General features: G+C 57.4%; 10 protein-coding genes. 4 read left to right on the top strand and 6 right to left on the bottom strand.

The features are described from left to right. Window positions 1-16 precede the first annotated feature (16 nt). The 4 genes from NKL04_RS08440 to NKL04_RS08425 are packed head-to-tail and all read left to right on the top strand — an operon-like array spanning window position 17 to window position 3,195. A complete protein-coding gene (locus NKL04_RS08440; RefSeq protein ID WP_023701634.1) occupies window positions 17-967 on the top strand; it encodes a type II secretion system F family protein in 951 nt (316 codons plus the stop codon). 51 nt (window positions 968-1,018) lie between these two features. Next, window positions 1,019-1,558 carry a tetratricopeptide repeat protein gene (locus tag NKL04_RS08435; RefSeq protein WP_023701633.1) on the top strand — a complete coding sequence of 180 codons (540 nt, stop codon included), beginning with the start codon at window positions 1,019-1,021 and terminating at the stop codon, window positions 1,556-1,558. Between the two features lies 1 nt (window position 1,559). Next, window positions 1,560-2,099 (top strand): prepilin peptidase, encoded by a 540-nt coding sequence (locus tag NKL04_RS08430; protein ID WP_023673358.1) that lies wholly within the window; start codon window positions 1,560-1,562, stop codon window positions 2,097-2,099. Window positions 2,100-2,124: 25 nt separating this feature from the next. Continuing rightward, window positions 2,125-3,195, top strand: a complete 1,071-nt coding sequence (locus NKL04_RS08425) for a phosphatase PAP2 family protein (protein ID WP_023694797.1) — start codon at window positions 2,125-2,127, stop codon at window positions 3,193-3,195. A 172-nt stretch (window positions 3,196-3,367) separates the two neighbouring features. Here NKL04_RS08425 and NKL04_RS08420 read toward each other — a convergent pair whose 3' ends face one another. From NKL04_RS08420 to NKL04_RS08395, 6 genes are all read right to left on the bottom strand, one after another. After that, window positions 3,368-4,486 (bottom strand): phosphatase PAP2 family protein, encoded by a 1,119-nt coding sequence (locus NKL04_RS08420; protein WP_156939185.1) that lies wholly within the window; start codon window positions 4,484-4,486, stop codon window positions 3,368-3,370. Between the two features lie 352 nt (window positions 4,487-4,838). Beyond that, a complete protein-coding gene (locus NKL04_RS08415; RefSeq protein ID WP_023694800.1) occupies window positions 4,839-6,044 on the bottom strand; it encodes a TadE/TadG family type IV pilus assembly protein in 1,206 nt (401 codons plus the stop codon). A 182-nt stretch (window positions 6,045-6,226) separates the two neighbouring features. Next, window positions 6,227-7,108: an alpha/beta hydrolase gene (locus NKL04_RS08410; protein ID WP_156939186.1), complete on the bottom strand. Its 882-nt coding sequence runs from the start codon at window positions 7,106-7,108 to the stop codon at window positions 6,227-6,229. Between the two features lie 128 nt (window positions 7,109-7,236). Continuing rightward, a complete protein-coding gene (locus NKL04_RS08405) occupies window positions 7,237-9,546 on the bottom strand; it encodes a CapA family protein (protein ID WP_031209503.1) in 2,310 nt (769 codons plus the stop codon). A 93-nt stretch (window positions 9,547-9,639) separates the two neighbouring features. Then, window positions 9,640-10,092 carry a hypothetical protein gene (locus NKL04_RS08400; RefSeq protein ID WP_023701630.1) on the bottom strand — a complete coding sequence of 151 codons (453 nt, stop codon included), beginning with the start codon at window positions 10,090-10,092 and terminating at the stop codon, window positions 9,640-9,642. Between the two features lie 16 nt (window positions 10,093-10,108). Next, window positions 10,109-12,118 carry an ATP-grasp domain-containing protein gene (locus NKL04_RS08395; RefSeq protein ID WP_245271439.1) on the bottom strand — a complete coding sequence of 670 codons (2,010 nt, stop codon included), beginning with the start codon at window positions 12,116-12,118 and terminating at the stop codon, window positions 10,109-10,111. Window positions 12,119-12,276 lie beyond the last annotated feature (158 nt).

The following is a 12,276-nucleotide window of genomic DNA, read 5'->3' as shown; positions in this document are numbered from 1 at the left end:
GGAGCGAGTCATAAATCTGTTTTCGAACACCGACGACCTGACCTTTTTTGTATCCATCGCAGTCTTCGCGTCCGCGGTGGCGCTGTTCCTGTTTGCGGCGCTGGTCTTCCTGCCGGCACTGCAAACGCGAAAGCTGGTCGCGGACAGCCTTTTGGGCGAAGGCTCGGTCGATCCGCGATCGATCCTGGGACGGGACCGCCTGGCCAAGATCGCGGCGCAGAAGCCGGTCGACGCTTACTTCAAGTCGATCGAAAAAGAACGCAGCGAGCCCAATGCTCTGGAGGCGAAACTCTTCCGCGCTGGATTTTATCGAGCGGGTGCACCTGTCGTCTACACGATTTGTCGCCTCGGCGCGGTTTGTATAGGGTTTCTGGCCATGTATGCCCTGCTGTCGTGGGTGCTGCCGCCACGACTGCCCGGATTCCTAACTTTCGGGGGCTCGGCCTTGTTTGGGTTAGGCTGCATCGTCATTCCCAGCATCATGCTGGACCGGTTCGAGAATTCACAGAAACAGATCTATCGTCGCGCCTTCCCCGATTTCATGGATATGATGATCACTTGCGCCGACGCCGGTATGAGCCTCGAGGCCGCGGTCGAACGGGTAAGCCAGGAACTTGCGGCCACGCACAAATGGCTGGGGATTCAGCTGACGATCATGAATCTGCAACTGCGCGCCGGCAAGCCACTTCGGGAAGGGCTTCGCGAACTGGCTGACCGCATTGGCCTTGACGAGGCGCGGGCGCTGGCCGTGCTGTTCCGGCAGTCCGAAGAACTGGGCACCAGCCTGACTGACGCCCTGCGTGTCTACAGCGCGGAGATGCGCAGCCAGAGGATTCTGCAGGCTGAAGAGCGCGCCAACGCCTTGCCTGTCAAAATGATGATCCCACTCGGCCTGTGCATCTTTCCGGTGGTGATGATGGTAATCATGCTGCCGGTGATCATTCGCATGAAGGGCATTTTCTTCTAGGTGCGTATATGCTCTGTTCTTAATATCGGTCGGGGGACTCGGGGAGATTGTATGAATAGGCCAATTGCAATCGTGGCCTGCCTGTTCATGGCGGCACTCGCCGGCTGCCAGACGAACGGAGCGGACGGCGTCGTTCGAACCAACGAGCCGTCGAAAGGCGACGTAACGTCCTTTGGCGATGCGTTCGACGGGTTGAAGACGGTCGGCGATGTTGAATACTACGCCTCGGACCAAGCGGTCGCGGAGGCCAAGAACCAGTTTCGTGCAGAAAATTACGGCAATGCCGGCGCACTGTTCTTCAAGGCGACGCAGCTTGCCCCCAATGATGGCGGCGCCTGGATGGGACTGGCCGCCTCCTGCGACCGGATCCATCGCTTCGACCTTGCCGATCGGGCCTATGGCCGGGCCTTCAAGCTGTTGGGTGCGACGCCCGAATATTACAATAATGTCGGCTATTCCTATCTGTTGCGCGGCAAGCTGCAGGACGCGCGCAGCAATTTCCTCAAGGCCTATGAACTGGCGCCCAATGATCCGACCGTGGTCAACAATCTGAGGCTGCTATCGTCCAGCGTGCAGAACATCGAGCGGTAGGATGTTGTTTGCCGCGTCGCTGTCCATAAAGGCGCTTGTGATCCCTCTGCTGGCATGGGTCGCCTGGATAGACTTCTCGGCCCAGAAGATATCCAACCGTGATGTGCTGCTGCTCTTGTGTCTCGGGCTGGGATCGCTTCAGCTTGTTTCCATAGCAAGCGGATCGTGGTGGGATATGGGATTGAGCGCAATCGCCGGATTTGTGCTGTTCGTCGCGCTCTTTCCGTTCTGGATTTTGCGCAAGGTCGGAGCCGGCGACGTCAAGCTGATGGCGGTCGTTCCGTTTCTGACCGGTGGAAACGGTCTCGCCCTGTTCTCGGTGCTTCTATTGGTTTTCGCCGTCGCCACCGTGGCCATCATGAAAAACCCTTTCATGCTGCCGGCAGGCGCGTTTCGGGTCTATATACAGCACTTGGACCGCAAGGGCGTCGTGCCTTTTGGCGTGCCGATTTCAGCTGCTGCGATCTGCACGATAGCGTTCCAAATCTATGCCACTCTGGCGCTGGTGGGCAGTTCTGGGATACTGCGGCAGCTTAACTAGCGCTTGGTTCCGGAGATTTTCTTCCATGTCGATAGCGCGGCTGGCGATCCGTACCACTTCGGAGGCGTGGCGCGCTAATCAGCCATTTTTCGTGACGGTATTCGCCTATATTCTACTGGCGCTTATTGCTGCGGCGCATTGGAACATCGTCATAAACTTGAAAATATATAATAAGAATTTCTTATTTTTTGGGGCAGCCGTAACCCTGATCCTTCTCGCTGTAGTCCTGGTTCGGTTGACTATTCAACGGCCGGAGCAACCGTTACGTGCCATGAAGGATCTCATGCTGGCCAACAACCTGCCGGATCGAATTGCATTCGGACTGCCCGTTGCGCTCGTCATCCCGCTCTTTTTCTCGATGTTCACCAGCATCAAGGGGGGACTCAGCAGGATCCAACCATTCTACGCCGACACGTCCCTGGTGGCGATCGACAGGGCAATTCATGGCGGGGTCGATGCATGGAGGTTTTTTCATCCTATGCTTGGCTTTGGCCCTGTCACCTTTTCGCTGAACGTTCTTTACAATCTCTGGTTTGCCGAGGTTTTCATCGTTTTGTTTTGCGTCGCTTTTTCAGCGAGGAATGGACGGCTGCGTTCCCAGTTTCTGGTCGCGTTTGTCCTTACCTGGGTGTTGATAGGTAACGTTTTGGCGGCAGCCTTCGCTTCAGTTGGGCCGGCATTCTTTATGCCCTTTTACGGCGATGGTACCTTTTCTCCCCTGATGGACTACCTTCAGTCGACCAATTTGACCTATACCGTCTCGGCGCTGGTTACGCAAAATTATCTGCTGGTCGATGCCGGGTTTGATGGTCCACGCGTGGGCAGCGGCATTTCAGCCTTTCCGTCGTTGCACGTGGCTGTCGCGACCCTGAACGCGATTTATCTCTGGCGTTTCGGGCGTTTGCTCCGCTGGGCCAGCATTGCGTTTCTGGCCGCAATCCAGCTGGGCTCGGTGCACTTGGCCTGGCACTATGCGGTCGATGGATACGCTTCCATGCTGATGACGCCAATCATCTGGGCAATTTCAAGACGACTGTCGAACGCCCAGCCTTGTCTTCAAATCGGTATGAAAGATCGTCGGGTCGAAATAAACTGAGCTTGCTTGTACCGCGATTGTACACGGCTAGCTCCTATTCCAATGAGATCACCTTCTCACCTACAAATCGCCAACAATAGCGTGTTGAGGGGCGCCATGGCTACATTGAGACTTGGTATTGCGTGAAACAGCGCCTGCCGCTCGAACGGTGGCTCCGTCGAAATGTAATCTGTTATTGCTTTGCGCCTGTAAGCTTTCCTGTGGCACGCCAGATCAGACACACCAGGATGATCGAGACATAGCCGTCAATGGCATAGTGCCAACCGAAATAGACCGAGCCGAACATGATCGCTGCGACGTAAAGCCAGGCGAAGATGCCGGCCGTCCGGTTGATGCTGCTAAGCAGCAGCGCGTTAAGCGTAACCACGGCGACATGGAAGCTTGGCATGGCGGATATGCCGGTCCCGATCGAGGCCTGGCGGCTGGTGTAGGACGAATAGAGATAGTCGCTTATGCGCAGGATGGCCGGGCCTGCATTGCTGCTTCGAAGCGAGGCGGTGAGATCGTCAAACAGGTCCGGGTCAAACAGCCGGTCGTAGAAAATTGGCCCTGCGGATGATCCTATTATCCGCACAAAGATGCCGAGGATGACCGCAGTCGCAGAGAGCGACAAGAAGTATCGCTGGCGCTTGGCGGCGTCGTCCATCCATGCGGCTGAGACGACCACGAAGGCGACGGCCACGAACCATAATTGGGCGTAGAGGACATAGAGGATTTGATCGACAACACCTGGCAAGGGAACCGAGCGCGCCCAACTCCAGACATGCCCGAAATGCAAGGCCGCATCGATTTCGGCAAGCTGCCGATCGGCGAAGAACGGCACCATCTGCGCAAGCTCATACTTGTAGGTGGTGAAGGCGGCCAGGCAGAGAATGAAGATACCAAGGGTGGGGGTCGCGCTGCGCCAGCGGGAGCTGATTTTCGCGAGGAACCAAGTTGCCGGGGCTCGTCGGTCGCTGAATGGTGCCGCGATGCCGATCCCGAGCAGGATGATGAAGGGCAGCAGGAAATAGAGGATCAGCAGCCGCTGCGTTCCCAGTGCCGCGAGGTAGGTTTCAGGGAAAAGGCCAGCCGCGACGCCGGCGTAGCAAAGGCCGAAGATCGCCAGTTTTGCCGATAGCCCTATCCTCGGTGCGGAAGTTAGGTCAGCGCTCGCCGCCATATTCGCTTCTTTGGCGGGTTTTTCTTCAGAAGGACCGGAGCGTCGGCCGCGACCGGAGCCGGTGGGGTAAACATCAAGTATTGGACGACGGTGACGAACCCGCCGGCACCGGCGCTCGCAATCGCGCAAATCAGAAGCATTCTCAAAAAGCTCACGCGGAAATCGCTCCTCAAGGTGGGAGAGAGGATGCGCTCGACTTGGTTAAGAAGCAACTACTACGATGGCCAGAAAGGAGAGACCGATGGCCGTCTAGAGCAGCGAGGCTAGAGGTCTTTGCAAATACCATCGCCAGCCTGCTGCACCTCGCTCGGGTTCGCAGTCTCGGCGAATGCTGTAAAGGCGCGTAGATCGGTGAAAACGACGGTCACCCCGCGACGGTGACTTTAGAAGCGTGGTCGCATCCCGTTAAGGACTGCGTTTGAGAGTTCGCTAACTCAGGGGAAGGGCACCTTCGAAGCCACGAAGCGGGTACCGTCTCCATCTATTGCAGCAACGCGATTGCTGCGTCTCCGAGACCCTTTGGTGGGGTGCCGCTGTAGCCATCCAGGTTGACGCTCGAATCTCCATTGTAAGAGAATTGCCAAGCAACAATCCATCCCAGGCCGGTAGCCAACTTCTTGTCATTGGTCCCTTTCATTTTAAGGTGGTGCATTGGCGAGTATATTGTACCATTTACCCAGTAATTCTTATTTATTGCGAGCGATATAGTCGGCAACAATGGCAAGGCGGTACGCGATCCGAAGATGGCAATGCCGGTATAAACGCCGCTTGTAGGAGCGGAAAGTTCCATGGCGCCGTTACCAACTGCCTGTATGATGCTGGACTTGGAATCGACGAATATGGTGACTTCCTTGCCTGTTATTTTCGCATTGTTGCTGATGCCGACTATCGCATTGTGAAAGTAGTGAACGCCTGGGGAAAGCACAATTTTTCCACCGAAGTCGATGCTTCCGCAGAACACCCGCCCGGCCGGAATGGTGACATCCGAGAGCGCCTGGTTGCTGTAATCGCAACCGGTCGGGGGAACCGGTTCTGGTGTGGTGACAAGTGGGTCGGCGAGGAAGGGCTGGTTCGTCTTCGGGGAAACACTGTATCCGCCGCCTTGGTAATTGCCGACTACCGAGATTTTTGTCGCGGCGATTTTGCCGGCCCCAACGTGTCTCAGTGCTTCGGGGCTGGAAGAATTTACCTGAATGCCACAATTTGGCACCGACACCTTTCCCAACCCGGTCACACTCAGCGCTCCGGTTGACTCTGGATCGAGAGCATAGATGCAGTATTCCGGGGGCGCCTTTCGTGCCTTTGCCGTGACGTGAAGGCTGATCGCCCGAATGCCGGCAAGGTTCATAAAGTCCGTCGGCATTGAGGCGGTGATTTCAACTGCTGCCTCCCGGGACACGGGAGTGGGCGTTGTGATGTCGACTTCAACCACCCCGCCGACCGCAAAAGAGCCGTTGCCAAGCGCAATGTTCTTGGCGGCCGCGACGGCTTCCTCGTCTCCACCGTCGCTCTCTATAGCTGCCAGAGCCGCTGAATCGGCCAACTCTTGCAGTCTGGACTTCCAGGTGACGGCACTGGTAAGGTCAATGGCCACGCCCAAGACCAAGCATAGCGGTAGCGCCACCAACGCCGCTGCCACGGCAAAGTTTCCGCTCCTATCGAGCAGCAGGTCCTTCAGCTTTCGCATTGAGATGCCCTCGCAGAGAAGCAGCCTAGATCGAATCGCGTTTAAACTTTACTAAATTAGAATGTCCTAACTAAATTGCATTCCGCTGCAGGCTGCGCAAACTTTGGCCAAGCGACTCGCGCTAGGCTATCTCGCTCATCGAGGTATCTACATCTTGCCGAGCTACAGGACCGCAGATCCCGCTATTTGAGTCCGAATGCGCTCGCTGCCTGATCCGAACCCAACATATCACTTGCCGAATGCCCGACGCCCGGCAAGATCACAAGACGCCAGTTAAAGGGCCACCCGTTGGCGGTAGCGACAGCTTGCGCCAACTCGTATGTGTACTGCCCCCGTTCCAACCGCGTCGCCCCTTGGCGCATGGCGGCCGCACCTTCGTTCAGCTCGGCATCGCCTGTATCGTCCTCTCCAAGATAGATCGTCAGCGGCAAGGCCAGATACGCTTTCATCTCCTCGGTGGCTTGATCCGGCGTATAGACGCATCCCGAGGAGACGCAGCCGAGGCCGTAGGCCACGGATTCCGCCAGCGAGGGCAAAACATATGAGGACGGATTGGCAACCACCAATCTTTTCGCATCGGCTAGGGCGAATGCGGCAACACGAGACGTGAACTGGCCGCCGGCGGAGTGCCCGAAAAGGTAATACTGCGCGTTCGGCAGTCCTTCTCGCGACCTCGCCCAGTTCACCAGGCCCTTCACATACCAGACGGTCCATCGTTCTCGCGGCTGAATAGCGCCGCTGTTGACGATCCCCCCACGTTGATAGCTCCAGCTTGGGAACCTTTCCAAGTCAAAGAGTGGCGCCATGACGATCAGGCAGTTTCGATCAGCGAGAGACTGCGCATAGTCCCTGTAGGAAGACGCCGTTCGGCTCAACCCATGGAAGACGAACAGAATCGCGGGATTGCTGCAGCTCTTGGGGTGGTAGGTATAGACCGTCAGCTTCGTCCCGTTGATGGTTGCTGTGGTCGTACCCTTGCCCACCTTCCAGGCAAGCACCGGGCCTGAGTAAATCAGGCTGCAGGCCATCACCGCCGCAGCCAACAGACGGATCAGAAATCGCACCTGTCGCTCCTATGGACAATCCACATGATGCCATATTCCATTAGAGATTTCTAAACAAATCAAAACCGCCTGGGCGGTAAAGACTTCGTTTCAGTCATGGGGACTTGGCGCTTGCCGAAGGCTGGCCGTCAGCACGAGGGGATAGACAATTTGAGGCATCTGTCCTGGACATCGGCTACTGCACTGCCCAGTCCAGGCGACAAATCGAGCAGCCGATCGATCGTCGCCCGGCCGGCCGCCCCTCCCATTATTTTTGGTTGGTAGTCGAGGCGCGGATCTCTGTTTTGAGCGTAAACGGGGTATATATCCAGACCTATCTGCCGCGCACCAAAGTGGAAGCACGGCAAGATAGACTCACCCCGGCTGCTTCCCGACCCAAAGGCGAAATTGCCGACACTGTATAGTATCGGCCGATCTTTATAGATCTCGATCGGCTGGAGGATATGTGGATGATGGCCGATGACGGCGTCGGCGCCGAAGTCGATAAACTGCCGTGCTTTCACGCGGTTTTGCTCTGTAGGTTGGCGCCGGTATGTAGCAGTAAACCAATGCACCATCACCGCGATCCGATCGACCAGCGGCCGCAGTCGTGCGAGGTCACGCTCGACCAATTCGGGCAGATCTTGAGCGGAGCCTGGAAGTTCGCCACGAGCCGCCGTTCGGTCGTTCCAGTAATATCCGAGAAGTCCGATTCGGATATCCACGCCGTCAAAAATCGCCGGATCGTGGGCCGAGTTCTGGTTCCTACCGCCACCGTACGGTTTGATAGAATGTCGCTCCAGCGTGTCGAGCGTCTCAACTACGCCACCCGGACCGCAGTCCTGAATGTGGTTGTTCGCAATGGTCATGGCAGCAAAGCCGGCGCGGCGTAAGACAGCGGCTGACTTGGGATCGACCTTGTATGAGTATTTCTTACTGGGATCTGCTTCCTCGGATGTGGAGGCGAACGGCCCTTCAAGGTTTCCAGTTATCAAAGCGCTGCGCCTAAAGATCGGCTTGACCCACGCGAGGGGATAGTCCGGGCCGAACCTGCGGATACGATGGCGCATCCGCATGCCCGTCATGACGTCTCCGACCGCGGCGAGATGGTATGGTGCGGTCGTGGACGATGAAAGGAACAGTTCAAGTTGGTCCGGGTCGATGAGATCGCCATCATCCGGAATTATGACTTCTGAAAACTTCTCGCGAATTTTGGCAACATGGCGCTGCACGTCTAGAGAGCCGCTGAGGCGGTGAGGGAGGGGCGGAACTGACGGCGCGAGCAGCATGTCGGTCACAAGCGAACTAAAACCGATCCCGCGCTTCTCGAAGATCTCCCGGATCGGCGTTTTGTAAAGCCCGCCGGACGCCACGCTGTCCGTATGAAGAAGGCACGAGACAAAGCTGCGTGGTGATGATCTGATCGACCTGGTTTTGACCCGGGAGGGAGCGAAGGGGCTGTCAGAAAGTCGCCCAAGCTCCAAAAGGGCACCAACAACCAACTCCATGCAGGCAAATTCGTGCCCGAGAAATGCTTTGTGCAGATCCCACATCGCCCCCGCGAGGGCTTGTGCGACCAGCGCCTCCTGCGGCTGCATTTCGTCATCGTCAATGCGGGTCTCATTGGCAAGGCTGCCCGCAGGCACAAACTCAGCATCGTGACGAGCGTGCCAGCACCCGACGTGGGGGCTCGATAGCATGGAGGCCGCCAGATAAGTGCTCACGGCATATTCAAGGGCACCCGGTCTGCTGAACGCGGCACGCGGTGCACGCAACCTGTCGGCCTGCACATCAGCGGTATGACGCACGACGTGAAGCCCGAACGCCTGGTATATTTTGCCGGCGTCGTGGGATGGGTCGCAGCGATAGGTGCCGCCTGAAATTCGTGGCAGCCACCCTTCCGCGGTGACCCCGTGCACCGGACCGAAAAGTAACTCTCCGCAAAGCGGAATTGAAAAGTCGTCGAGATTTTCCGTTCTTGCTGGGTAACGATATCTGGCCCCTTTGACCGGCACCCAGCTGCTGGTGTCCTCAGGACTGCCCGGTCGTGGGCTCGGCCGACGTGCATTGACGATCGCCCTGACTTTCGGCAGGGAGCCTATTCCAGATGAACGAAGTGCATCGTTGATGCGCTGGCTCATCAAGGAGACGTGGTAGTAGACGTTGACCTGGCCAAAGCCCGCGGCGGCCTCGCGGCTTTCCCATCCACCGCAATCGCCATCGCCGGACGGCTTGAAAGAAAAATTGCCATACTCGTCGGGCGACACCTCGCCCATCTGGCCAGTCGGCCAATCCTCTTCCATGCTTGGATGGCTGATGACGTCCACGTACCGCCCACGCAGGCCGCGCCTTCCGGCGCGCTGCGAGAGATAGGGCAATTCGACGTCCGCCAGATACACGCGGCCGCCGGTAAAGTCCGAGTCACATGGCTCCCAGACGTAAACAGAGCCAGTCGCCATATTTACTCCCTTGTCGAGCTTACTGCTTTCGCCGTCATGCCGTGCGCAAAGCAGTAACTGCTGCCCCGAGGTGCCTTCACCCTCGCTTTCCCGTCAATGCGTGTCTATCGGACTACTGTCTTTTTTCTTGTTCCCGGTCGACCCATTGCGGGCACCTGATGCGTCAGTAGCCTCGCCAAGCTCCCGCCGTGCATTGTCCAGCACTTCCGAGAGCGATCCCTCACCGATCAGCTTGAGTTCCTTCGCGACCACATTCGATTTTGTGAGCGGCCATTTGTCTAGCGACGCTGCGCGCACGAAGCCATACGCCGACGGCATGCGGACCATCAGCCAGCCCAGGTTCACCATCTCCGCAGTGAACTCCCGCACAAATTTTGCCCCCCCTATACGACGCCCGGTCAAGCGCCTGAATGTCTTGTAAGACATCCTTGCACGGGTTCTAGGCTCCCCCGCCTTGTTCTTGGTGCGTTGCAGGGCCAAGGCGACGAGTGCTGCCGCGTCGCCTTGCGAAACATTTGGTGTCGCAGTTGCTAAAACAGTATCCATGAACGCTACTCCCTTTTTACCTCAGCAGAGAAACTCCTGCTTGCTGGTGAACTCCAATTGCGTAAGGTCGATTCGAAGGTGGCGACTCCACCTCATCGAACCATGCATCCCGTTTTGCCAGATACGAAATTGCCATTGCATGCATTGCAGCCTTGAGCTGCGGCGGTCGCGACGCAAACGTGGCAGGTTCCGAAACCAGCTCGCCAGATCCCGATGCAAGCGTCATCTTGGCTCCGGACCCATCGGTGCTCCACCGCATCGATAGAGCCAATCCACCGCGTTGTAGATGTCGCCGCAAATCAGGGCCAAGCTCAGTCTCGGCACTTGTCAGAATCAATCTTTCAACAGGCAGCGCCGACAACGCCTGGCGGGATACGAAATCCTCATTGTCGACGATAAAACAGCCATGGTTACCGGCGTTCAGAACTGCTTTGGCGAGGTTTTTGAGAATCTCGCAATTCTCGAGGTCCGTCGCCGTCACCGACACGGCGTGGCAAGCGCCCAGACCGAGACCGTTCTCCGAGATTCTTGCTGGAGAAGCGGCATAAACCAGTGCTTCCAACAAAGGATCCCTGGCCAGCATTTGCGGGGTTGCCCGCTGGCTGAATCCTTGTGGTGCGGTGTTGATGTAGGCGCCTTTCTTCGACAAGAGGCCGATGCTCCGCCCCTCTGCCATGAACCGGTGCTCGATTGCTTTTGCCACCATGCTGGTATGCCGGTCGCCAAGGACGAGCACCGTGGCAACTTCCGATGAAGCCGGATCGTCATACATATTGGCCAGGATTATCTCGCTCACATCCCTTGCCGTGCCGGCCCGCGGCCAAAGATGAAACTCGATCCCTGGTCTAGCGTTCACCTCGATGACAGTGCACCCGACATCTTTGTGAGATTGCGCAATGTCGGGCATGATCAGATCCAACCCGGCAATACTGAGCCCAATGACCCTGGCGATACGTTCACATAGCTTATGATTGTCCGGATGGACGGAGTTTGTAACGTCGACCGGTACGCCTCCGCGTGCGAGGTGACCGTTTGGTCGCAGAACCACCTGCTGCCCGGCAATCGGGATAGTCTCCATCGTAAGATGGTGCAATGACAGGTGTCTAAGCAGGTCGTCGTCGATTTCCAGACGCGACAGACGCCTGCCGTCCCTGTCAGGTTCCCGATTCAAATCATCGATCAAGTGGCGCAGCGTTTTTTCGCCGTCGCCAGTAACCTGCGGCGGGCAACATAGGACTGCCGCCACGACACGAAAATCAACAATCGTCGCTCGATACTCCGGGCCGGCGATGAACTCTTCTACCAGCACGCCATACCGGTCAGACTGAGCCACCTGGCACGCTATGTCGAACGCGGCTTCAACAGCTCGGCGTCCCCGCAGCTTGACTGAAACTCCGCGCCCCTGATTGCCTTGGGCGGGTTTCACCACCACAGATTTGCCCAGCTGCTTGGCGGCAGCGACCGCCTCGGATTTGCTGCGAACCGTAAGCTGGCGCGGTACGGGCAAGCCGGCCTGCGCCAAAAGCCTGTTGCCCAGCCTCTTGTCGAGGGCCACTTTCGCGGACGCAAACGATGTCGAACCGGATATCGTTGAGAAGAGCTGCTTTTGGTTTTTGCCTTGGCCGAGACGAAGGTGGTTGCGCGCGACAAACTCGAACGGGATGCGGTTCCTCTTGGCGGCCGCAACCAGCACTGCGGTCGAATTTGAAAGTCGCCGTTTCTTTGCTCTTTCCAGGTTCAATTCCCGTGCGAGGGAATACTTCGATGTGGCATCCCCATCTCGCGTTGCCTCGCTGACCGCATGAACGACAGCCGCCGCGGCCGCGCGCGACATTTGCGGGTCGTCCGACTCCCAGACGATGACTGAATTGCTCTCGGACGGATCGCTCACCAACGTGGCCACAGTTGGAAACGAATAAAAATTCATCGCGCGGCGAAGCTCGAGGTCCGCGGCCAGGATCGCATCAGCAAGATACGAAGCTACCGATGCATCCTGCTCGCACTCCGGAAAGAGATCGGAAAGCACCAATCGGACCTCATGAGTAAAACCGGAGACGCGGGCAGTAGCCAGTTGCCCTAAATTCAGCGTCAATTTAACGACTGTATTCGCGTTATACACGTTGAGGCCGGATAGCGTCTTGAACCCGGTGATCTCAAACGGCTCTAATTCCCCAACTGGGCATA

The organism is Mesorhizobium sp. C264A (assembly GCF_040324515.1).
GTDB lineage: Bacteria > Pseudomonadota > Alphaproteobacteria > Rhizobiales > Rhizobiaceae > Mesorhizobium.
The sequence above is the reverse complement of the archived record's forward strand: the minus strand, read 5'-3'. Positions and strand labels throughout refer to the sequence as shown.

Coding starts and splice junctions, on each gene's coding strand:
- NKL04_RS08405 (WP_031209503.1), bottom strand. CDS start 9,546: ATGGCGACTGGCTCTGTTTACGTCTGGGAGCCATGTGACTCGGACTTT.
- NKL04_RS08415 (WP_023694800.1), bottom strand. CDS start 6,044: ATGCGAAAGCTGAAGGACCTGCTGCTCGATAGGAGCGGAAACTTTGCC.
- NKL04_RS08435 (WP_023701633.1), top strand. CDS start 1,019: ATGAATAGGCCAATTGCAATCGTGGCCTGCCTGTTCATGGCGGCACTC.
- NKL04_RS08430 (WP_023673358.1), top strand. CDS start 1,560: ATGTTGTTTGCCGCGTCGCTGTCCATAAAGGCGCTTGTGATCCCTCTG.
- NKL04_RS08400 (WP_023701630.1), bottom strand. CDS start 10,092: ATGGATACTGTTTTAGCAACTGCGACACCAAATGTTTCGCAAGGCGAC.
- NKL04_RS08425 (WP_023694797.1), top strand. CDS start 2,125: ATGTCGATAGCGCGGCTGGCGATCCGTACCACTTCGGAGGCGTGGCGC.